Origin of the sequence: Pelagerythrobacter marensis, assembly GCF_001028625.1 — a bacterium.
Classification (GTDB): Bacteria; Pseudomonadota; Alphaproteobacteria; order Sphingomonadales; family Sphingomonadaceae; genus Pelagerythrobacter; species Pelagerythrobacter marensis.
In genome coordinates this window covers 2,710,584-2,732,927 of record NZ_CP011805.1, presented here as the reverse complement: position 1 = coordinate 2,732,927, position 22,344 = coordinate 2,710,584, and the positions used below count along the sequence as shown (strand labels likewise).

Annotated in this window: 19 protein-coding genes and 1 riboswitch; of the genes, 6 read left to right on the top strand and 13 right to left on the bottom strand. The window is 65.9% G+C overall.

The genetic code is table 11. From position 1 onward, the window contains the following. Positions 1-112 precede the first annotated feature (112 nt). Positions 113-898, top strand: a complete 786-nt coding sequence (locus tag AM2010_RS12890; protein ID WP_047807416.1) for an enoyl-CoA hydratase-related protein — start codon at positions 113-115, stop codon at positions 896-898. 40 nt (positions 899-938) lie between these two features. Further along, positions 939-1,805, top strand: coding sequence for a 3-hydroxyisobutyrate dehydrogenase (mmsB, locus tag AM2010_RS12885; protein ID WP_047807415.1), 867 nt, complete (start codon positions 939-941; stop codon positions 1,803-1,805). Here mmsB and AM2010_RS12880 read toward each other — a convergent pair. Then, positions 1,792-2,526 carry an Nmad3 family putative nucleotide modification protein gene (locus AM2010_RS12880; protein WP_047807414.1) on the bottom strand — a complete coding sequence of 245 codons (735 nt, stop codon included), beginning with the start codon at positions 2,524-2,526 and terminating at the stop codon, positions 1,792-1,794. The genes mmsB and AM2010_RS12880 overlap by 14 nt on opposite strands. A 72-nt stretch (positions 2,527-2,598) precedes the next feature. Between AM2010_RS12880 and mobA the strand changes: the two genes are divergently transcribed. Both mobA and AM2010_RS12870 read left to right on the top strand, forming a co-directional pair. Beyond that, positions 2,599-3,393 (top strand): molybdenum cofactor guanylyltransferase, encoded by a 795-nt coding sequence (gene mobA / locus AM2010_RS12875; protein WP_236699467.1) that lies wholly within the window; start codon positions 2,599-2,601, stop codon positions 3,391-3,393. 17 nt (positions 3,394-3,410) lie between these two features. Then, the gene (locus AM2010_RS12870; RefSeq protein ID WP_047807413.1) at positions 3,411-4,676 is read left to right on the top strand and encodes a lipopolysaccharide biosynthesis protein; all 1,266 of its coding nucleotides are present in this window, start codon (positions 3,411-3,413) and stop codon (positions 4,674-4,676) included. Between the two features lie 36 nt (positions 4,677-4,712). Here the strand turns inward: AM2010_RS12870 and gcvPB are convergent, their stop codons facing one another. From gcvPB to AM2010_RS12820, 10 genes are all read right to left on the bottom strand, one after another. Continuing rightward, positions 4,713-6,287: an aminomethyl-transferring glycine dehydrogenase subunit GcvPB gene (gcvPB, locus tag AM2010_RS12865; RefSeq protein ID WP_047807412.1), complete on the bottom strand. Its 1,575-nt coding sequence runs from the start codon at positions 6,285-6,287 to the stop codon at positions 4,713-4,715. Then, complete coding sequence (gene gcvPA, locus AM2010_RS12860) at positions 6,284-7,645, bottom strand: aminomethyl-transferring glycine dehydrogenase subunit GcvPA (protein ID WP_047807411.1); 1,362 nt, start codon at positions 7,643-7,645, stop codon at positions 6,284-6,286. Before gcvPA ends, gcvPB begins: the two co-directional genes overlap by 4 nt. A 99-nt stretch (positions 7,646-7,744) precedes the next feature. Next, a complete protein-coding gene (gene gcvH, locus AM2010_RS12855) occupies positions 7,745-8,116 on the bottom strand; it encodes a glycine cleavage system protein GcvH (protein ID WP_047807410.1) in 372 nt (123 codons plus the stop codon). Further along, complete coding sequence (gene gcvT / locus AM2010_RS12850; protein ID WP_047807409.1) at positions 8,116-9,252, bottom strand: glycine cleavage system aminomethyltransferase GcvT; 1,137 nt, start codon at positions 9,250-9,252, stop codon at positions 8,116-8,118. Before gcvT ends, gcvH begins: the two co-directional genes overlap by 1 nt. A gap of 144 nt (positions 9,253-9,396) precedes the next feature. Then, positions 9,397-9,492: riboswitch (glycine riboswitch) on the bottom strand. A gap of 57 nt (positions 9,493-9,549) precedes the next feature. Beyond that, positions 9,550-12,165, bottom strand: coding sequence for a methionine synthase (gene metH / locus AM2010_RS12845; protein WP_047807408.1), 2,616 nt, complete (start codon positions 12,163-12,165; stop codon positions 9,550-9,552). Further along, positions 12,162-12,680, bottom strand: coding sequence for a GNAT family N-acetyltransferase (locus tag AM2010_RS12840; RefSeq protein WP_047807407.1), 519 nt, complete (start codon positions 12,678-12,680; stop codon positions 12,162-12,164). Before AM2010_RS12840 ends, metH begins: the two co-directional genes overlap by 4 nt. A gap of 5 nt (positions 12,681-12,685) precedes the next feature. Then, positions 12,686-13,732, bottom strand: a complete 1,047-nt coding sequence (locus AM2010_RS12835; protein ID WP_047807406.1) for a homocysteine S-methyltransferase family protein — start codon at positions 13,730-13,732, stop codon at positions 12,686-12,688. Further along, positions 13,729-14,637, bottom strand: coding sequence for a methylenetetrahydrofolate reductase (gene metF / locus AM2010_RS12830; protein ID WP_047807980.1), 909 nt, complete (start codon positions 14,635-14,637; stop codon positions 13,729-13,731). Before metF ends, AM2010_RS12835 begins: the two co-directional genes overlap by 4 nt. A gap of 17 nt (positions 14,638-14,654) precedes the next feature. Beyond that, on the bottom strand, positions 14,655-15,638 hold the full coding sequence (locus tag AM2010_RS12825) for an ArsR/SmtB family transcription factor (protein WP_047807405.1): 984 nt from the start codon (positions 15,636-15,638) through the stop codon (positions 14,655-14,657). 42 nt (positions 15,639-15,680) lie between these two features. After that, entirely contained in the window at positions 15,681-16,295 is a 615-nt protein-coding gene (locus AM2010_RS12820) for a flavin reductase family protein (protein ID WP_047807404.1), read from the bottom strand. Positions 16,296-16,372: 77 nt separating this feature from the next. Between AM2010_RS12820 and AM2010_RS12815 the strand changes: the two genes are divergently transcribed. Then, positions 16,373-17,914, top strand: coding sequence for an acetyl-CoA acetyltransferase (locus AM2010_RS12815; RefSeq protein ID WP_047807403.1), 1,542 nt, complete (start codon positions 16,373-16,375; stop codon positions 17,912-17,914). An 8-nt stretch (positions 17,915-17,922) separates the two neighbouring features. On the opposite strand, the gene AM2010_RS12810 is transcribed toward AM2010_RS12815, so the two are convergent. Then, a complete protein-coding gene (locus tag AM2010_RS12810) occupies positions 17,923-19,290 on the bottom strand; it encodes a mannitol dehydrogenase family protein (RefSeq protein ID WP_082132926.1) in 1,368 nt (455 codons plus the stop codon). Beyond that, positions 19,287-20,687 carry a glucuronate isomerase gene (gene uxaC / locus AM2010_RS12805; RefSeq protein WP_047807402.1) on the bottom strand — a complete coding sequence of 467 codons (1,401 nt, stop codon included), beginning with the start codon at positions 20,685-20,687 and terminating at the stop codon, positions 19,287-19,289. Before uxaC ends, AM2010_RS12810 begins: the two co-directional genes overlap by 4 nt. 156 nt (positions 20,688-20,843) lie before the next feature. Here uxaC and AM2010_RS12800 point away from each other — a divergent pair, with 156 nt between their 5' ends. Beyond that, complete coding sequence (locus tag AM2010_RS12800) at positions 20,844-22,340, top strand: UxaA family hydrolase (RefSeq protein WP_047807401.1); 1,497 nt, start codon at positions 20,844-20,846, stop codon at positions 22,338-22,340. Positions 22,341-22,344: the final 4 nt, after the last annotated feature.

Sequence of the window (22,344 nt, the reverse complement as noted above, 5' to 3'; positions counted from 1 at the left end):
CGCACCGTCATGCTGAACTTGTTTCAGCATCCATCTCGCCCCACGGGGGACAGTGCGGACAGAAGCATGGACCCTGAAACGAGTTCAGGGTGACGAAATTGGAGAGAGCCGAATGGCCGACTACGAAACCATCACCGTCGAACAGCGCGATGCAGTGACGCTGATCACGCTCAATCGGCCCAAGGCGCTCAATGCGCTGAACAGCACGATTCTCGAAGAACTGATCGACGCCTTCGCCGCCTACGAGGCGGACCGGGGACAGCTCTGCGCGGTCCTGACCGGGTCGGGCGACAAGGCCTTCGCCGCGGGCGCCGACATCAAGGAAATGAGCGAGAAGGCGGCGGCCGACTTCTACCTGGAGGATTTCTTCAGCCCCTGGACCAGCGAGATCGTAAAGAAGACCCGCAAGCCGTGGATCGCGGCGGTCAACGGTTTCGCGCTGGGCGGCGGCTGCGAACTGGCGATGATGGCCGATTTCATCATCGCGAGCGAAAACGCCAAGTTCGGCCAGCCCGAAATCAAGCTGGGCGTCGCGCCGGGCATGGGCGGATCGCAGCGCCTGACCAGGGCCGTCGGCAAGTCGAAGGCGATGGAGATGTGCCTCACTGGCCGGATGATGGATGCCGCTGAAGCCGAGCGCAGCAACTTGGTCGCGCGCGTCGTGCCGCATGACACGCTGCTCGACGAAGCGCTGAAAACTGCCGCGCAGATCGCCAGCATGCCGCCGATGGCCGCGATCGCGAACAAGGAAATGGTCAATGCGGCCTTCGAAACCAGCCTCGACCAGGGCCTGATCATCGAACGCCGCATCTTCCAGATCCTCGCCGCCAGCGAAGACAAGGCCGAAGGCATGGCCGCCTTCGTTGAGAAGCGCGAGGGCAAGTGGAAGGGGCGATAATCCTTCCCTGGCACGAGAAAAGAATACGCGGAGAGAAATCATGAAAATCGCCTTTATCGGCCTCGGCAATATGGGTGGCGGGATGGCCGCCAACCTCGTCAAGGCGGGGCATGCCGTGAACGCCTTCGATCTCAGCGAAGACGCCCGCGCCACTGCCGCAGGCCACGGCTGCACGGTCTTTGCCGATGCGCAGGAGGCCGTGAAAGGTGTGGAGGCTGTCGTCACCATGCTGCCCAACGGCGCGATCGTGCGGGGCGTTCTGGAAAACGATGTCTTCGGCCATGCGCCCCAGGGCGCGATCGTGCTCGACTGTTCGACAATCGATGTCGCGACGACCCGCGACTTGTCCGAAGCCGCAAGCGCCAAAGGCTACCTGATGGTCGACGCGCCGGTTTCAGGCGGCATTGCGGCGGCCAACGGCGGCACGCTGACGTTCATGGTCGGCGGCACGGCCGAGGCCTTCGCGCGCGCCGAACCGATCCTGGCTGCGATGGGCAAGGCTGTGATCCACGCGGGCGACGCGGGCGCGGGGGAAGCTGCCAAGCTGTGCAACAACCTCATCCTCGCCGCGACGATGATCGCAACCTGCGAGGGGTTCAGGCTGGCCGAAAAACTTGGGCTCGACCCCCAGGTTTTCTACGACATCTCTTCCAAGGCGACGGGACAGTCGTGGTCGATGACCAGCTATTGCCCGGTTCCCGGTGTCGGCCCGCAAAGCCCGTCGGACAACGATTATAAGGGCGGGTTTGCCAGCGCCCTTATGCTCAAGGATCTGAAGCTCGCGATGGAAGCTGCCGAAACATCGGGTGCCAGCACGCCGCTGGGGCAACATGCGAAGGAGCTTTACGAGGATTTCGCCGCGGAGCACGGGGCGCTGGACTTCTCGGCCATCATCAAGTCGCTCTGATCTCTTCCAGCACCCGCGCGAGCCATTCGCGCGGGGCCGTACGGCGGCCGATATCGGCAACGAATTCCTGCCCGCGCGCCACGCTTTTCAGCCGTCCCCCGCGCAGCCAGCGGTCGGCGCGGTCGTGATAGCTGAGCCCGCCGCGGCGGAGCCAGTCCGGCCGCTGCCAGAGCGAGGGCGGCCCTTCGGGGACGGTCAATCGCAGGGCGTCGCTGGCCCGCCCCGCCACCTGCCCCGGGCCGTGGTAGACGGTATCGTTCGCCGCACTCATACCAATGGCGTGCGGATGGTCGTGACGGAGCAGGGCGTCCAGCACCCCCGGCGCGCAGCCGGCAAGCGGGATGACCTCCTCCACCGCGAGATAGCCGAAGATGCGATGATGCGGCTCGCCCGTGCCCTCGTCCCGGAACAGGCCGAAGAACAGGAACACGTCGCCTGCGCCCACACCCCGATTGGTCAGGTGGGTCTGCGCCGCCCCGCATTGGCCGAACAGGCAGGTGCCGTCCGCCAGAAACATCGGATCGTGATGGCAAGGATCGTCTGGCCCATGGCGGCCGCGGCTGGCCCGACTGACGAGTTCGCCCAGCCCGAGCGCGCCGTAGGTCGTGCGCGATGCCCCGCCGGCGGGGATCGGCAGACTGACCGGACGGCCATCGACGATGGGCGAAGCGCCGCCACCCGCCGCGCTGTCGAAACCCTTCCGGCTGAAGATCACGCGCATTCGTTGCCCCTGCCGGGGCTCGCACGCTCTGGCAAGGGTTGCCAATCCGTCCCATGGGTCTAGGGAACGGGCGTGACCGTCACCGCTCTCATCATGGCCGGCAAGCGTTCCGGCGTCCTCGATCCCCTGGCCGCGCGCGCAGGTGTGGCGCAGAAATGCGTCGTGCCGGTGGGCGGAAAACCGATGATCGAACACGTGGTGGAGGCAGTGTCCGCCTGCCCGCAAGTGGGCGAAATCCGCATCGTCGCGCACGAGCCGGACGAGATCGCCACCATTCCGGTGGTCGCGAAGCTGGTGGACGAAGGGCGGCTGTCATTCCGGCCCGGCGCTTTCAACCTGGTCGACAGCGTGTTCTCGGGCGCGGAGGATGCACAGTTCCCCCTTCTCATCACCACGGCCGACAACTGCCTCGTCACCCCCGAAGGCTACAGCGAATTCATCGAGAAGGCGCTGGCGGAAGATGCCGGGGCCGCCGCGGCTCTGGCGCGGAAGGAAGACGTGCAGGCCGCCGACCCCGAAGGGCAGTCGCGCTTCTACCAGTTCTCCGACGGGAGCTATTCCAACTGCAACACTTACTGGATCGGCAGCGAGCGCGCGCTTTCTGCAGCCGAGATCATGCGCAGCGGCGGCCAGTTCGTGAAATACCCGCGCCGGATCGCCAAGGCGTTCGGCGTGATCAACCTCGTGCGGTTCTATCTCGGCTGGGGTTCGAAGGAAAAACTGTTCGCCCAGGTATCGCGCCGGTTCGGGTTCAAACTGGTGCCGATCGTGCTTTCGCGCGGCGAATACGCGGTGGACGTCGATAATGAACGCACTTTCGAAGTGACCGAGCGTCTGCTCGCCAAACGGAAGGCAGCGGCGGGCTGACGCCGCCGTAGCGTGCAATGCGGCGGCTCTTGCGAAATATCGGCTGGCTGCTCAGCGGTCGTGCGGTCAATGCCGTTCTCAGCCTCGTCTATCTTGCGCTGGCGACGCGCACCCTGGGGATCGAGGCGTTCGGCTATTTCGCGCTGATCATCGCGCTCGGCCAGACCGTGACGGGCCTCGCCAATTTCCAGACCTGGCAATTCGTGGTTCGCTGGGGCAGCGAGCCGCAAGGCGCCGGCGAAGCGACGGGCTTTGCCATCGCGCTCGATTTCCTCAGCGTCATCATAGGCAGCGTCATCGCCGCTGCACTGGTTTGGAGCGCGCAGCACTGGCTGCCCTTGCCGCACGACCTGCTGTGGGTGGCCTTCGGCTATTGCATCGTGTCGCTGCTGGCCATGCGATCCACCCCGACCGGTCTGCTGCGCCTGCGCTTCCAGTTCGGGCGCGCGACGGCGGCGGAGGCCGTGCAACCGGTGGTCCGGGCCGCAGGTGCGATCCTGGCTGCCCTGTTTATGCCGACGGTGCTAGGCTTCATCCTCGCCTGGGCTGCGGCGGAAGTTGCGGTGGCACTGGCATTGTGGGCGGCGGCGGCCTGGCGCGAGAAGATCGATTTTTCGCAAATCAGCCTCTGGCGCATTCCCCGCGAACATCCCGGCGCCTGGCGGTTCGTCTGGTCGACCAACATGTCCGGCAGCCTTTCGGTCGGGGGCAAGCAGGTCATGATCCTGCTCGTCGGCGCAATCGGCGGCGAAGCCTTTGCCGGCGGTTTCCGCGTCGCTTCGCAGCTGGGGCAGGCGCTGGTGCAGCTGGCGCAGACGGTGTCGAAGGCGATCTATCCCGAGCTGGTCCACGCACAGGATGAAGCGCACGACATGGCCCGCCGAATGGCCAATATGGCACTGGTCGGGGGCGCGCTGGCGGTGCTGGTCGCGCTGATTTTCGGCCGCTGGGGGCTGGAGGCTATTGCAGGCCCGGAATTCGGCGTCGTCTATTGGGCGATGGTAATCCTGGCGGTTGCCGGCGCGATCGAGCTGGTCGGCGCAAGCCTGGAATCGCTGCTCGTTTCGGCAGGGCGCGCGGGCACCGCTTTCCTGGTGCGGGCGGTGCCTACCGTGCTGGCCCTGCTGCTGCTGGAAAAGGCGATGGGATGGAACGGCCTGAAAGGCGCAGCCATGACCGTGCTCGGTTCCAGCGCGCTGGCGGTGATCGGGTTCTGGGTCGCGATCATCTCGCTCCAGCAGATCAAGATCACCGTCGAACGCAAGAACGACGGAATCGGCTAGCGTCCACCCGGCGCGATCCGCCGGCTTCCCTTCCCGTCAGGTGTCGCCCGGGCCCTGCCAGCCGAGAACCGGCTTGCGCGCGGCCTGCGTCTCGTCCAGCCGGCGGCGCGGAGCATAATAGGGCGCCTGCTTCATGCTCTCGTCGCCCGATTTCGCCCGTTCCGCCACGCTGCGGAGCGCCGCGATAAACTGGTCCAGCCCTGCCTTGCTCTCCGTCTCGGTCGGTTCGATCAGCATCGCGCCATGAACGACGAGCGGGAAATACATCGTCATCGGATGATACCCTTCGTCGATCAGCGATTTTGCCAGATCGAGCGTCGAGAGCCCTTCGCCAAAGCCTTTGTCGCCGAACAGCGCCTCGTGCATGCACGGCCCGCTGTGGCCGAATGGGGCTTCCAGCAGATCGTCGAGGCTGCGCAGAATGTAATTGGCATTCAGCACGGCATCTTCGGCCACCTGCTTCAGCCCATCCGCGCCGTGGCTGAGGATATAGGCGAGCGCCCGGGTGAACATGCCCATCTGGCCGTGGAAGGCCGTCATCCGCCCGAAGGCACGGGTATGTTCGAACTCGGCCGCGTTCTCTTCCTCCACCAGATGGACAACGCCGTCCGCGGTGCGCGCGGTGAAAGGCAGCGGGCCGTATGGCGACAGGGCTTCGGACAGGACCACCGGTCCCGACCCTGGCCCGCCGCCGCCGTGGGGGGTGGAGAAAGTCTTGTGCAGATTGATGTGCATGGCATCGACGCCGAGGTCGCCGGGCCGCACCTTGCCCACGATCGCGTTGAAATTGGCGCCGTCGCAGTAGACGAAGCCGCCGGCGGCATGGACCGCATCGGATATCGCCTTCATGTCGGGTTCGAACAGGCCGCAGGTATTGGGATTGGTGATCATCACCGCCGCAACATCCGGCCCCAGGCGCGCCTTCAGCGCCTCCAGATCGACCCGGCCGTCGGAATTTGCGGGGATATTCTCCACCCGGTACCCGGCGAAGGCGGCGGTGGCCGGATTGGTTCCGTGCGCGCTTTCGGGCACCAGGATCACCTCGCGCGCGTCGCCGCGAGCTTCCAGCGCAGCGCGAATGCACAGGATACCGCACAGCTCGCCATGCGCGCCGGCCTTCGGGCTCATCGCCACGCCATGCATTCCGGTCAGCTCGAGCAGCCAGAACGCCAGTTCGTTGATCACTTCCAGCGCGCCGCGCACGGTCGATGCCGGCTGGAGCGGGTGCACATCGGCGAAGCCGGGCATACGCGCCACTTTCTCGTTCAGCCGCGGATTGTGCTTCATCGTGCAGCTGCCGAGCGGGAACAGCCCTAGATCGATGGCGTAATTCTGCCGGCTCAACCGCGTGTAATGGCGGATCGTCTCCGGCTCCGACAATCCGGGCAGGCCGAACGTTTCCGTCCGCTCCATCCCGCCGAGACGGTTCGCACTGCCCTCCGCGATTGCCGGCAGATCGACGCCCGTCGTTTCGGCATGGCCGATCTCGAAGATCAGCGGCTCTTCCAGCATCAGCGCGCGATTGCCAGTTGCCGTGGCCGGGCCGTCGTGCATGCCGTCTGCAGCCGCGTTTATCTCGGGCTTCCAGCCTGATTTGTTCGGAGCGTTCATGCCAGCGCCTCCTGCAGGGCGGAGGCCAGGGTTTCGATGTCCTCTCGCGTGGTGGTTTCGGTCACAGCGACCAGCAGGCCATCCTTCAGCGCATCGACTTGCGGGAACAGCCGGCCAAGCGAGACGCCGGCCAGAACGCCGTCGTCTGCCAACTTGCGCACGACCTCGCGCGCATCGGTGCCAATCGTGACGGTGAATTCGTTGAAGAAGCTGTCGTTCAATATCCGCACGCCGGGGATCCGGGCCAGCCGGTCGGCCGCCTCGCACGCCAGCGAATGGTTCCACGCGGCGAGCCGGCGCATCCCTTTCTCGCCCAGCAGGGTCATGTGGACGCTGAACGCCAGGGCGCACAGCCCGCTGTTGGTGCAGATGTTGCTGGTCGCCTTCTCGCGCCGGATATGCTGTTCGCGCGTGGAAAGCGTGAGGACGAAACCGCGCTTGCCCTCCGCATCCACGGTCTCGCCGCACAGACGGCCCGGCATCTGGCGGACGTGCTTCGCATCGCGGACCGCGAACAGGCCCAGATAGGGGCCGCCGAACTGTAGCCCCACGCCGATCGACTGCCCTTCACCGACGACGATATCCGCGCCCAGCTCGCCCGGCGACTTGATCGCCCCCAGCGCCACCGGCTCGGTATTGACCGCGATCAGCAGCGCGCCCCTGGCATGGGCAGCCTCCGCAATGGCGCCGAGATCGGAAATGCGGCCGAGGATGTCGGGGTATTGCACCACCACACACGAGGTTTCCTCGTCGATCCGCGCAATCAGCCCGTCGTTGTCGGGCGTGCCCTGGAGTGTGGGGAGCGCATCGGCGATCTCGTCATCGGTGAACTTGGCCATCGTCCGCACGACTTCGGCGTAGTGCGGATGCAGGGCGCCCGAAAGAACCACCCGCTTGCGCCGGGTGACCCGCGCCGCCATCGCCACCGCTTCCCAGCACGCAGTCGATCCGTCGTACATCGAGGCATTGGCCACGGCGCAACCGTAAAGCCGCGCAACCTGCGTCTGGAATTCGAACAGCATCTGCAGCGTGCCCTGCGCGATTTCCGGCTGGTAGGGCGTATAGGCGGTCAGGAACTCGCCGCGCTGGATGACATGGTCGACGCTGGCCGGGACATGGTGGCGATAGGCCCCTGCGCCCAGAAAGAAGGGGGCGTCCGCTGCCGCCAGGTTCTTCCTGGACAGGCGCCGCATGTGCCGTTCAACCGCCATCTCGCTGGCGTGGAGCGGCAGCCCCTCGATCGGCCCGGAAAGCCGGGCTTCCTCCGGCACATCGGCGAAGAGGGCGTCGATCGAAGATGCACCGATCTTCGCGAGCATCGCCTCGCGATCGGTATCGGTCAGGGGTAGATAGCGCATAGTCTTGCTTTCCCGCGCCCCCGAGAAGGGGGGTTCTTTGCCATCGGCGGATCGCCGGCTGTCTGAGGCCCAGCCTTCCGCCGGGCGCTCAGATCGAGGTCACAACCCTTCGACGAAGCTCTTGTATGCTGCCTCGTCCATCAGCCCTTCGAGCTGGGCCTTGTCGGCGATGGTCAGCCTGAAAAACCAGCCATCGCCTTCGGGGCTGGAATTGACCAGCGCCGGATCGCCATCGAGGGCATCGTTGATTTCGGTCACATCGCCGGTGATCGGGGCATAGACGTCGCTGGCAGCCTTCACGCTTTCGACAACGGCCGCGTCCTTGCCCTTTTCGACCGAGGTGCCAGCGGCGGGCAATTCGACGAACACGATATCGCCCAGCTGTCCCTGTGCGTAATCGGTAATTCCGACAGTGGCGGTGTCGCCGTCGACGTCGATCCATTCATGCTCGTCGGTAAAATATCGGGTCATCACTTGTCTCCGCGGTAGTAATTATGGGGAACGAACGGCATCGCCGTGACCGTTGCCGGCAGGCGCTTGCCCCGAACTTCGATTTCCAGAGCGGTGCCTTCGTTCGCATGGGCGCTGGCGACATAGCCCATCGCGATCGGGTGCCCGAGGGTGGGTGCAAAACCACCGCTGGTGACCCGGCCGACTTCGGCATCGCCGCTAAAGATCGTCGCGCCCTCGCGCGCAGGGAGGCGACCTTCTAGCACCAGCCTCACACGCCGGGTTTCGGCGCCGTCCGCGAGCAGGCCCAGAATGCGCTCCGCCCCGGGAAAGCCGCCTTCGCCGCGCCGCCGCTTGCTGATCGCGAAGGTGAGATCGGCGCTGACCGGATCGGTGTCCGGCGAAAGGTCGTGACCATAAAGCGGCAGCCCCGCTTCCAGGCGCAGCGAATCGCGCGCGCCAAGGCCGATGGGCTTGATCTCGATCTCGGCGCACAGACGCCCGGCAATCGTTTCGGCGTGTTCGGCCGGCACCGACAGCTCGAAGCCATCCTCGCCGGTATAGCCCGACCGGCTTATGCCGATCTCGATCTCACCGAATTCGAAGCTGGTGCCCTGCATGAAGCGCAGATCGCCGATGGCATCACGGAACACGCGGCGCAGGGCCGTTGCCGCTTCCGGCCCCTGCACTGCCAGCAGGGCCTGATCCTCCAGATGGGTCAGGGTGATTTCATCGGGCAGATGTTCCCGCAAATGGGCAATGTCGTCCCACTTGGTCGCGCCGTTGACGACCAGATAATAAGTCGGCTCGCCGCCTTCGGCAGTAACATTGGTCACCATCAGGTCGTCGAGAATGCCGCCATTCTCGTCCAGCAGCAGCGAATAGCGCAGCCGCCCCGGTTTCAGCGCGGCAATATCGCCGGGCAACAGCGCCTCCAGCGCCTGGGCCGCATCTTCGCCGCTGACGAGCAGCTGGCCCATATGGCTGACATCGAACAGGCCGGCATGGGCGCGGGTCCATTCGTGTTCGGCCACGATCCCTTCATACTGAATCGGCATTTCGTACCCGGCGAAGGGCACCATGCGTGCGCCCTGCCCGCGATGCCATGCATCGAGAGGCAGTTTCGCAGGTTCTGCGTTGTCTTCGGATTCGCTCATCTATCGTCCCGACTGGCATGGCGACGCCTCGCTGCGAAGCGCCGTTCCACCTGCCCCCTCTGTCGGGAAACCTGAGAGCCTGACCGGCAATGCCGGCTTACACCTTCGGTGGCCCCGCTTGCACAGGACACTTTCCAGAGTGTCATCCGGCGCGCGGTCCGGGTGCCTGAGAGTTTCCGGGGCGGTTGCTCCTTCGGCGCCGCGAGCCGCAAGGCCCGCGATCTCTCCCGCGCGACGTTCCCGGGGAATCGCTTCCCCGATCGACGGTTCGTTCCCTGCGCGATCCCTGCGCCCGGGTCAATCGAGATTGGGGCGCAGCCAGCGTTCGGCGGTGGACAGATCGACGCCCCGCCGGGCGGCATAATCCTCCAACTGATCGCGCCCGATCCGCGCAACGCCGAAATATTCCGCCTCCGGATGCCCGAAGTAAAACCCGCTGACCGCTGCTGTGGGGAACATGGCATAGCTTTCGGTCAGTTCCAGCCCGGCGTTGTTTTCGGCGTCGAGAAGTTCGAACAGGATCGGCTTAAGGCTATGATCCGGGCAGGCGGGATAGCCCGGCGCCGGGCGAATGCCGCGATACTGCTCCTTGATCAGTGCGTCGTTGGTCAGCTGTTCTTCCGGCGCATAGCCCCACAGATCGGTGCGGACATGCTTGTGAAGCCGTTCGGCAAACGCTTCGGCCAGACGGTCGGCCAGCGCCTTGAGCAGGATGTCCGAATAATCGTCCTTGTCCTCGCGGAAGCGGGCGGAATGCGGCTCGATACCGTGGATGCCGACCGCAAACCCGCCAATCCAGTCGCCCGCCGGATCGATAAAGTCGGCAAGGCACATGTTGGCCCGGTCGCGCGATTTCTTCACCTGCTGGCGCAGGAACGACAGAACGACGTGTTCTTCCCTGTCATCCAGATGGATCGTCACGTCGTCGCCATCGCGCGCGCAAGGCCACAGCCCGGCAACGCCTTTCGCCGTCAGCCACTTTTCCTCAACGATGCGCGATAGCAGCGCGTCGGCATCGTCCTTCAGACTGCGCGCCGTTTCGCCCACAATGTCGTCGTCCAGGATCGAAGGCCAGGTGCCATGCAGTTCCCAGGCGCGGAAGAACGGCGTCCAGTCGATATATTCGCGCAGATCATCCAGCGACCAGTCGTCGAACACGTGCACGCCGGGCGCAGCGGGCGGAGCGGGCTTGTCGCTGAGATAGGCGTCGTAGAAATTCGCCCGCGCTTCTTCCAGGCTCAGCAGCGCGCTCTTGTTCTTGCCCTCGCGCGCGGCGCGCACCTTCTCGTATTCACCGGCAGTATCCGCGACGAAGGCATCGCACTGCGTATCGGACAGCAGACGGCTGGCGACCCCGACCGCGCGGCTGGCGTCGAGCACGTGAATCACCGGCCCTTCGTAAGCCGGATCGATCCTGAGTGCGGTGTGGACCTTGCTGGTGGTCGCGCCGCCGATCAGCAGGGGCATCGTCATGCCGGCGGCCTGCATTTCCTCGGCCACGGTCACCATTTCATCGAGCGAAGGCGTAATGAGGCCCGACAGCCCGATCATATCCGCCTGGTTGTCGTTCGCGCTTTCCAGGATCCTGGTCCACGGGACCATTACGCCGAGGTCGATCACCTCGTACCCGTTGCATTGCAGCACGACGCCGACGATGTTCTTGCCGATATCGTGCACGTCGCCCTTCACCGTGGCCATGATGATCGTGCCCTTGGCCCGCGCCCCTTCCTCCTTCTCCGCCTCGATATAGGGGATCAGGTGGGCGACCGCCTTCTTCATCACGCGGGCGGATTTGACCACCTGGGGCAGGAACATCTTGCCGCTGCCGAACAGATCGCCGACGACGTTCATCCCGTCCATCAGCGGCCCTTCGATCACCTCGATCGGACGCCCGGCACGATCGACAACGGCGAGCCGCGCTTCCTCGGTATCTTCGACCACGTGGGCATCGATGCCCTTGACCAGCGCATGTTCCAGCCGCCGTTCCACCGGCCAGCCGCGCCATTCCTGCGCGGCCTTTTCGGCCTTGGCATCCTTGCCCTTGTAGCTTTCGGCGAGGTCGATCAGCCGCTCGGTCGCGTCCGGCCTGCGCATCAGGATCACATCCTCGCACGCATCGCGCAGTTGCGGATCGATCGCATCGTACACGTCGAGCTGCCCTGCGTTGACGATCGCCATGTCCATCCCGGCGGGGATCGCATGATAGAGGAAGACCGAATGCATCGCCCGGCGCACGGTCTCGTTGCCGCGAAAGCTGAAGCTCAGATTCGACAGGCCGCCGCTGATATGGACATGCGGGCAGGCCGCCTTGATTTCGCGCGTCGCCTCAAGAAAATCGAGCGCGTAGCGATCGTGTTCTTCGATACCGGTCGCCACGGCGAAGACGTTGGGATCGAAGATGATGTCTTCCGGCGGGAAGCCGATGCCGGTCAGCAGCTTGTAAGCGCGGCTGCAGATTTCGACCTTGCGATCCCTGGTGTCGGCCTGCCCCGCCTCGTCGAACGCCATGACGACGACGGCAGCGCCATAATCCATGCACAACCGGGCATGTTCGAGAAACTGTGCCTCGCCTTCCTTCATGCTGATCGAATTGACGATCGGCTTGCCCGAAACGCACTTCAGCCCCGCCTCGATCACGTCCCACTTGGAACTGTCGACCATGACCGGGACGCGGGCAATGTCGGGTTCGGCGGCAATCAGCTTGAGGAACGTGGTCATCGCCTCGACCGCGTCGAGCAGGCCCTCGTCCATGTTGACGTCGATCACCTGGGCGCCGTTTTCGACCTGCTGGCGCGCCACCTCGACTGCCGCGGCGTAGTCGCCTTCCATCACCAGCTTCTTGAAGCGGGCGGAGCCGGTGACATTGGTGCGTTCGCCGATATTGACGAAGCGGGAAGAACCGGAATCGGTCATCGGGTGGCACCTTCCAATCGAAGCGCCAGAACGGCATCGTCATAAAGCGTGCCGCCCACGTCGAACCGGCGGGTCGCGATCTGTTCGAAGCCGCGCTTGCGGTAGAATGCGATCGCGCGGGCGTTGTCGGCCTTCACGCCCAGCAGGATACGCTGGCACCCCTCGGCCTCGGCCAGCGCCGCATCGAACAGGTCGCGCGCAATCCCGCTGCCGTGGAAGCGGGAGAGCAGATATATCCGCTTCAGTTCTACATCGCCGTCACGCGCCGCGTCCAGTTCCGGCCGGGCAAGCAGGGCATAGCCGACCGGTGCCCCACCCATTTCGGCAAGCCAGGCGCTCGCGCCGCTGTCCAGATAGGCGCGATAGGTCGGCGGTGCATGCTGCGTCCGGCAATGTTCAAGCAGTGCATTGCCATCGAGCACGCCGGCAAAGGTTTCGAGGAAAGTCGCGCCGCCGATCAGCGCCAGCGCTTCGACATCGGCAGGCCCGGCCTTGCGAATGATGCAATCGTTCATGACGCTTATGCCGCGATCGAGAACGGTTCGAGCCCGGCGAGCCGCATTTTCGTATCGCGCGCCGGTATTTTGCGCGGCGCAATGCCGCTGACCGCAGCGGCAATCGCCGCGATATGTTCGGGCGTGGAACCGCAGCAACCGCCCAGAATATTGGCCCGCCCATTCTCTGCCCAGGCCTTGACCAGTCCCGCAGTCGTTTCCGGCTCTTCATCGTATTCGCCCAGTTCATTGGGCAGGCCGGCATTGGGATACGCCATCAACAGCGTGTCGGCGATGCCCGAAAGCAGCTGGACGTGCGGTCGCAACTGCTCCGCGCCGAAACTGCAATTGAGGCCGATAGTAACCGGGTTGGCATGGCGCACGGCGTACCAGAACGCCTCGACCGTGTGGCCCGACAGGTTCCGGCCGGAAAGGTCGGTCAACGTCATCGAAAGCATCACGGGCACTTCGCGCCCAAGCTCGTTTTCCAGCCGGCGTGCGGCCATGATCCCGGCCTTGGCATTGAGCGTATCGAAGATCGTTTCGATCAGGATGAAATCGGCCCCGCCCTCGATCAGCGCGGCTGCCTGCTCGCGATAGACTTCGGTCAGAAAATCGAAGTCGATCTCGCGAAAACCCGGGTCCTCGACATCGGGGCTGAGTGACAGGGTCTTGTTGGTCGGCCCGATCGCGCCGGCGACAAAGCGGGGGCGCCCGTCGGCCTGCTCGAACTCGTCCGCCAGTTCGCGCGCAATCCGGGCGGAGCTGACGTTGATGTCCCGCACCCGAGACTCCGCGGCGTAATCGGCCTGGCTGATCCGGTTCGCGGAAAATGTGTTGGTGGACACAACATCGGAACCCGATTCCAGATAAGCGCGCGTGATCTGCGCGATCACATCCGGGCGGGTGAGCGCGAGAATGTCGTTATTGCCCTTCTGATCGGCGCCGAGGCCGAGGGTGCCGGCATAGTCACCCTCACCCAGGCCGCGAGCCTGGATCTGCGTTCCGAAAGCCCCATCGAACACCAGGATGCGCTTCGCCGCTTCGGCGAACAGGCGCTCGCGTGCGGTCATCGGTCGTCTCCTTGCGGCCGCAGGCCGAGCATGTGGCAGATGGCATAGCTCAGCTCTGCCCGGTTGAGGGTGTAGAAGTGGAACTGGCGGACCCCGCCGGCGTAGAGCCGCCGGCACAGCTCCGCAGCAATCGTGGCCGACACCAGCTGGCGCGCTGCAGGCCGTTCGTCCAGCCCATCGAACAGGCCGGCCATCCATCCGGGGATCGCCGTTCCGCACAGGCCCGCCATGCGCTGAACGCTGGCAAAGCTCATGACCGGCATGATGCCGGGAACGATTTCCCCGTCGATCCCGGCCGCCAGCGCCTTGTCGCGGAAGCGGAAGAAGCATTCGGGTTCGAAGAAGAACTGCGTGATCGCGCGCGTCGCCCCGGCATCGAACTTGCGTTTCAGGTTGTCGAGGTCGGCCGCGGCATCGCGCGCGTCAGGGTGAACTTCCGGATAGGCGGCGACCGAAATCTCGAACGGCGCGACCGCCTTCAACCCGGCAGTCAGCTCCGCCGCATTGGCGTATCCCCCCGGATGCGGAACGTAATGCGCTTGCCCGTCAGGCGGATCGCCGCGCAGAGCGACCACATGACGGATACCGCTTTCCCAGTAATGGCGCGCGACCTCGTCGATCTGCTCTCGGGTCGCTTCGACACAGGTCAGGTGGGCGGCGGCCGGAATGCCCGCTTCGCGATTGATCCGCACGACCTGCTCGTGAGTGCGCTCGCGAGTCGAGCCGCCGGCGCCGTAAGTGACGGACACGAAGCGCGGGCCAAGCGGCGAAAGCGTCTGCACGCTGTCCCACAATGTCTGCGCCATTTTCTCGGTCTTCGGCGGGAAGAATTCGAACGATACGTCGATGTCACCGGCAAGGCCGGAAAAGAGCGGGGCATCGAGCGCGGTGCGCGCTTCCTGCATCTGATCGAAAGTCGGGCTCACTGGCTGGCCTTCCGCCGGGTCCCGACCGGCATTCCCAGCCGTTGCCCGATCCAGATCTTGACCACCAGTTCCCCCCCTTCGAGCGCAATCGCGGGGGCCGGGGCGAAACCCGCCTCCGCCAGCAGGGATGCGATCGCGGCGTCGGTGAAGCCGAGGCGCACGTGGGCGTGCCGATCGCGCAGTTCCTCCCGATCGTGCGCCGCGAAATCGACAATCGCGATCCGTCCGCCCGGCCGCGTGACTCGCGCTGCCTCCGCCAGCGGGGCGGCGGGGTCCTGCGCAAAGTGCAGGACCTGATGCAGCAGGACGGTATCGAACCCCTGAGCGGAAAACGGCAGTGCAGTGAAATCGCCCTGCACCAGTTCGACCGCGTCGGACGGCAGGTTCTGCAACTTGGCCCGCGCGAACCGCAGCATGTCGAGGCTCTTGTCCAGCGCCACCACACCCTCGGCGCGGTCGGCGAACAGTTCGGCCATCCGCCCCGTGCCGGTGCCAATGTCGAGCAGCCGGCCCAGCGGCGCATCGCCCAGCGCCTCTACCAGTTTCGCCTCGACCTGTTCGTCGGGGCTGTGAAGCTGGCGCAGTTCGTCCCACACTTCGGCGTGGCGGGCAAAATAGGTTTCGGCGCTGCTTTCGCGCGCGGCGCGGATCGCAGCCAATTGCCGGCGATCGTCGGCGCAGGCGGCAGCGAAATCGGCGTCCTCACGCTCTGCCGTGGCGAGCAGGCGCGACACCGCTTCCCCCACAGGGCTGCCCCGTTCCTTGCCGACACAAGCGCGCAGGAACACCCAGCTGCCTTCGCGCTGACGTTCGGCCAGGCCGGCATCGCACAGGATGCCGACATGGCGCGAAACCCGCGGCTGGCTCTGACCCAGAACCTGCGCTAGTTCGCCCACAGCCAGTTCCATAGCGGAAAGCAGCCGCATGATCCGCAGCCGCGTCGGATCGGCGAGGGCCCGCATGATAGTTTCGATACGCATGGGTGAGACACATATAAAGATATTCTTATATGTGCAAGCGCGTCAGTTCCGTTCGGAGATCCGTCGCAACAATGCAAGCTGTGCCGCGCCCTGCTCCGTCAGTCGCCAGCCGTCTGCATCGGCGCGCGCGAGACCGAGCGCCGCCAGCTGTGCGTGGTCCTGCGCCTCCGGTTCCTCCGCCCCCGTCGGCATGACCCGTCCGTAACGCCCGCCGTGATAGATCAGCGGATCGACATCGCTGCGATCGAAATCGATTACCTCGCCCAAGAAAATCGCGTGATCCCCGCCCTCGTATTCGAAGCGGGCACGGCAGCCGAAGCGTGCCGCGTATCCTGCGATCAGCGGCGCGCCTTCCGGGCCATCGGTCACGGTCAGGCCGGCGAACTTGTCCACCCCGCGGCGCGCAAACCGGTCGGACATGTCCTGCTGATCGCAGGCCAGCACGTGAACGGCCCAGGCGGTCGCATCGCGAAAGGCGGGGAGGCTGGCGCTGCCCAGCGAAAGACTCCACAAAACCATCGGCGGATCGAGCGAGACGGAATTGAAGCTGTTCGCCGTCAGCCCCACTGGATTGCCTTCGCGATCGCGCGCGGTGACGATCGTTACCCCCGTCACAAAACTGCCGAGGGCATTGCGGAAGGCGGACTTGTCGATCACCCGGCTTGCACTAGGGTCGATCCCGGACACTGGCAATGGCTCCGCAAGCCGCGACCATATTGGAGAGAGCGACAGACATGAACGAAGACGGCGGCAATACACCGGTTATCATTGGCATCGGCCAGATCTCCGAACGCACGGACGCGCCCGATTATCGCGCACGTTCGCCGATGGATCTCGCCGGTGATGCTCTCGCGGCCGCAATTGCGGATGCCGGCGCAGCGTCGGGGCTCCCGGCAGCTATCGATACGCTGGGCGCAATTCGCCAGTTCGAAATGTCGCGGCCGGATACGAAGGCCCCCTTCGGCAGAGCCGACAATCCCCCGCGCGCGATCGCTCGACGGGTCGGTGCCAATCCGCACCGGGCAATTCTGGAAACGACCGGCGGGCAGACCGGTCAGAACCTGATCGGCGAATTTGCCACCGATATCGCCCAGGGCCGGAGCGAGGTCGCCGCAATTGCAGGGGCGGAGGCGATTTCGACCGTCCGCGCGCTGAGCAAGGCCGGCGAAACGCGCGACTGGTCGGAAGACGTGGGCGACGAACTGGAAGATCGCGGCTATGGCCTGGACGATCTGTTCGATACCGAACTGCTCCGCCACGGTGCCGCCAGCGCCATCGCACACTACGCGCTATTCGAGAACGCCCGGCGCGCCCGTCTGCGCCTTTCTCCCGACAGCTATCGCCAGGCGATGGGCGAACTGTTCGCCCCCTTCACCCGCGTCGCCGCCGCGAATCCCCACGCCGCGGCGCCAGTCGCCCGCACCGCGCACGATCTTGCTGCCGTGACACCGCGCAACCGCATCGTGGCCGAACCTTATCCGCGAATGACGGTGGCGCGGGATCAGGTGAACCAGGGGGCGGCCATCATCGTCGCTTCGATGCGGAAAGCGCGTGAGCTGGGCGTCCCCGAAAGCCGCTGGGTCCACATCCACGCCGTCGCTGCCGCCAGCGAACCATCGCCGATGGCACGCGCAGACCTGGGCCGCAGCCCGGCCTCTACCGCCGCAATCGAGGCTGCGCTTGCGCGGTGCGGGCGCACTTTCGACGAGATTCGCCACATCGATCTCTATTCCTGCTTCGCCATTCCGGTCTTCAACCTGACCGACCATTTCGGGCTGTCTGTCGACGATCCGCGCGGTCTGACGCTGACCGGCGGCCTGCCGTTCTTCGGCGGACCGGGAAACAACTATTCCACCCATGCGATTGCCGAAGCCGTGTCGCGCGCGCGGGCGACGCCGGGCAGTTATGCCCTCGTCGGCGCCAACGGCGGGCTCATGAGCAAATATTCGGCCGCGATCTATTCCACCGACGCTGCCGACTGGTCCGGTGCCGACCGCACGATCGCGCTGCCACCGCAAGCGGCAGCCGTGCGCAAGGCGATTGGCGAACAGACCGGGCTGACCGTGGAAACCTATACGATCGTCGAGAGCGAGCGAGGGCCGCTGACCATCGTGCTGGGCCGTAATTCGGCGGGGGAGCGGATCGCAGCCAATGCGGACATGGACCATGCGGAAACGCGTGCGATGTTCGAAGACGGCGCTCCCTTCGGCGCTCGCCTCACCCTCTCGATCTCTGCCGAAGACGGCCGCACCCTGGGGCAATTGGCTGGCGGCTGAGGAGGATGTCAGGAACCGCCTCGGCGACCTTCGAAGAGCGGACGCAAGTGGGCGTACTCGGGCCACAGGGGGGCACCAGCGCCGCCCCCGAAACATGCATCGAGCAGCGTTTGCCTCCCACCCCCGGAAGCAGCCCTGACGAGCCGTTTGGCTTCCGGGTCATCGACGAACCGCGCGTCGGCGAGGTGCCAGCACCAGGCATCGAAAGCCTCGCGGATCGCACCCGGCGCCTGTCCGCGCGCGCAGTGCCATGCCGCCGTGTCGAGCCAGCGCTGGGGGATCTTTTGCGTCCCGTCCATCGCGATCTGGTCCAGCCGGTGGCGCAGGGCCGGGTCGGCGAAGCGCGTCAGCAGATCGCGCGCATAGGCGGCCAGGTCCTGCCCCGGCGCGGGATCGAGCGTTGGCATGGCCTCGTCCACCATCAGCCGTTCGGCCAGCTGGCGAAGCGCCGGATCGCCTGCCGCCTCGTGAACGTAAGTATGCCCGGCACGCAGCCCGCAATAGGCCAGCAACGAATGGGCGCCGTTGAGCATTCGCAGCTTCGCCGCCTCGTAAGGAGCAACGTCGGCCACCATCTGCACGCCCAGTTCCTCCCAGCGAGGGCGCCTGGCGGCAAAGTCGTCCTCGATCACCCACTGGCTGAAGCGTTCGGTGAACACCGCGCCGCGATCTTCCAGGCCCAGACGTTCTTCCAGCGCCTGCAGGTCGGCCTCGGTCGTGCGCGGCACGATCCGGTCGACCATTGTCGACGGGCTCGTGCAGTTCGCCTCGAACCAGGCGAGCGTATCGGGCGAGTGGGCGGCAAGCCATTCACGCACCAGCCCGTGCAGGACCGCGCCGTTGCCGGCCAGGTTGTCGCAGGACAGCAGGGTAACCCCCGCCTGCCCCCGTGCCGCGCGCTGCGCCAGCGCTGCGCTCAGGACCGGATAGAAGCTCTCCTGCGCACGTTCGAGGTCCAGCCCGCCGCTCTCGGCGCGGCAATAGCCCTTCTCGGTCACGGTGAAGCTGACGATCCGGCATTCGGGTGCGGCAACCCGCTCGATCGCACGCTCGGCATCGGGGCGGGCGAACAGCACTTCGCGCACCGCGCCGATTACGCGGGTCCGCTCGCCCGCGCCTGCCCGCTCGGTCAGGGAATAGAGGCCGTCCTGCGGGCCCAGCTGCTCCGCAACTGTCGGCGAGCGCAGGGTCAGGGCGCTGATCGCCCAGTCGCGCTCGCCCGCGGCCATCGCGCGGTCGAGATACCAGGCCTGGTGTGCCCGGTGGAATGCCCCGATCCCGAAATGGACCACGCCGATGGCCTGGCCCGCCCGGTCGTAGCCGCATTGCGCGATCTCTGCCGGCAGGGTGCCAAGCGTGTCGGGGCCGAGCCTCACAGGCGATAGGCCCGCTTGGCCAGGTCGTATGCAAGTTCGCGCGCCAGTTCGGCCGCCTCCCAGTCCTCGATCCGATGTTCGGCCACCAGCTGGGCCAGGAAACCGCAATCGATCCGGCGGGCAACGTCGTGGCGCGCGGGGATCGACAGGAAGGCCCGCGTATCGTCGTTGAAGCCGACCGTGTTGTAAAAGCCGGCCGTCTCGGTCGTCATCAGGCGGAACCGCCGCATCCCCTCCGGGCTGTCATGGAACCACCATGCCGGGCCCAGGCGCAGGCACGGGTAATGGCCGGCCAGCGGGGCCAGTTCGCGGGCATAGGCGCTTTCGTCGAGCGTGAAGAGGATGATCGACAGGTCGCGCTCCGCCCCGAACCGGTCGAGCAGGGGCTTGAGCGCGTGGACATAGTCGGTGCGAGTGGGGATATCCGCGCCCTTGTCGCGTCCGAACCGTTCGAACAGCGTCGCGTTGTGATTGCGGAAGCTGCCGGGATGGATCTGCATGACCAGTCCGTCCTCCACGCTCATCGCGGCCATTTCGGTCAGCATCTGCGCGCGGAACAGCTCCGCGTCTGCGGCCGAGGCATTGCCGCCCTTCACCCGGTCGAACAGCGCCTGCGCCTCCCCCGCCGGGAGGTCAGCCGTCCGCGCGGTGGGGTGCCCGTGGTCGGTCGACGTCGCGCCGGCGGCCTTGAACACGGCACGCATCGCGCGGTGGGCAGCAAGGTATCCCGCCCAGTGCGAACAGTCTTCGCCCGAAACCTGCGACAGACGCGCCAGATTGTCGGCGAACCCTTCGAACTCGGGGTCGACCACCGGGTCCGGGCGATAGGCGGTGATGACCCGGCCGCCCCAGTCGCTGGCGGCGATCGCGCGATGATGGTCGAGCGTGTCGAGCGGACCTTCGGTCGTCGCGATCACTTCGATATTGTAGCGGTCGAACAGTGCGCGCGGGCGGAACGCCTCGGTCGCGAGCTTTTCGGTGATCGTGTCGTAATAGTGATCGGCCGTTTCGGAATCGAGCTGCACGTCGATCCCGAAAGCCTCTGCAAAGACCCAGTCGAGCCAGATGCGCGACGGCGTTCCGCGAAACAGGTGATAGTTTTCGGCCAGGATGCGCCAGGCCGCGCGCGGATCAGCCTCGTGCCCCGAGATACCGAGGTCTTCCAGCCTGATGCCCTGCGAATAGAGCATCCGGAAAAGGTAGTGGTCGGGCACGAGCAGCAGCTCGGTCGCATTGCCGAACGGCGCATTGGTGGCAAACCACGCGGGATCGGTGTGGCCATGGGGGCTGACGATCGGCAGGTCGGCGACCGAGGCATGGAGTTCGCGCGCAATACCGCGCACGGCGGGTTCGTTCGGCAGGAGCCGATCGGGATGTAGGGTCAGCGGGCGCGGCATCGGGGCATCTTCTCCTGCGTCATTTGCACGTCGGTTCGCGAGCACTTGCGATATGCCACTTGGCGCAGGTTTTGGAAACCGGTATCAATGGCGTTAATCTAACACTTTCGGGGTTATGCAGCTCCGTCTTCGAAGCATCTGGAACCCACCGTCCCCATGACACAAACCGCACGATTGCAGGCAATACGGGTCAACCGCGCCGACAACGTGGCAACCGCGCTGGAGGCGCTGCCTGCCGGTGCGTCGGTGCAGGTCGAAGGGGCAAAAATACGTATCCGCGACGATGTCCCGGCCGGTCACAAGTTCGCCCTGGCAGACCTGGCCCAGGGGGAGCCGGTGATCCGCTTCGGTGCGGCGATCGGCCATGCGACGCGGCGCGCGGCTGCGGGGGAACACGTGCACCGGCACAACCTCGCCACCGCGCTTTCGGGCGAAGTCGCCTATCGCCCGGCAGAGGCGTCGGGCCCGGAGCTGATCGCAGAGCCGCTGCCCGCATGGCAGGGTTACCGCCGGGCCGACGGGCGCTTCGCGACCCGCAACGAGATCTGGCTCCTGCCGACCGTCGGCTGCGTTGCGCCGCTGGTCGAAGACGTGGCGCGCGAATGCGCCGCGCGCCATGCCGGGCGGATCGACGCGATCGCGGGGTTCGGCCATCCGCACGGCTGTTCGCAGCTGGGTGACGACCTGACAGGGACGCGCCGCGCGCTGGCCAGCCTGTGCGCCAATCCCAATGCCGGCGGGGTAGTCCTGGTCGGCCTGGGCTGCGAGTCCAACCAACTCGACGACCTAGTCGAATCCGTCGATCCCGCGAGCCGCGGCAAGCTGCGCGTGGTCCGCGCGCAGGATGCGGGGGACGAGCGGGCGGAAACGATGCGCGTCGTGGACGAGCTGGTCGATCTCCTCGCCCCCGCGGAGCGTGAGACGGCACCGGCGTCGGCCCTGGCCGTCGGTCTCAAGTGCGGGGGTTCGGACGCGCTCTCCGGCCTTACCGCGAACCCCCTCCTCGGCCTGTTCAGCGACCGCCTGGCGGCCAGCGGGTCGAAAGCCATACTGACCGAGATCCCCGAAATCTTCGGCGCGGAACAGGCCCTGTTTTCCCGCGCCACCTCGCCCGAAGTGTTCGAGGCGGCAGGCGCCCTGCTCAACCGGTTCAAACGCTACTTCCTCGACCAGGGACAGCCGGTTTCCGAAAACCCCTCCCCCGGCAATATCGCCGGCGGCATCACCACGCTGGAGGAAAAGTCGCTGGGTGCGGTGCAGAAGGGGGGGCAGGCGCCGCTGGTCGATGTCATCGACTACGGCGAACAGGCCACCCGGCCCGGCCTGACGCTGCTGGAAGCGCCTGGCAACGACGCCGTATCCTCGACCGCGCTGGCAGCGGCCGGCGCGACGATGATCCTCTTCACCACCGGGCGGGGGACGCCGCTGGGCTTCCCGGTGCCGACGGTCAAGGTCGCCTCCAATTCGCACCTTGCGCGCGACAAGGCCGGGTGGATCGATTTCGACGCGGGGCGGATGCTGGACGAAGGACGCGAGGCCGTGGCCGCCGATTTCGCGCGCCGGCTGCTCGCCATTGCCAGCGGCGAGCCCACGGCTGCCGAACGCAGCGGTCAGCGGGTCATTTCGATCTGGAAGCGCGGCGTTACGCTCTAGCGCG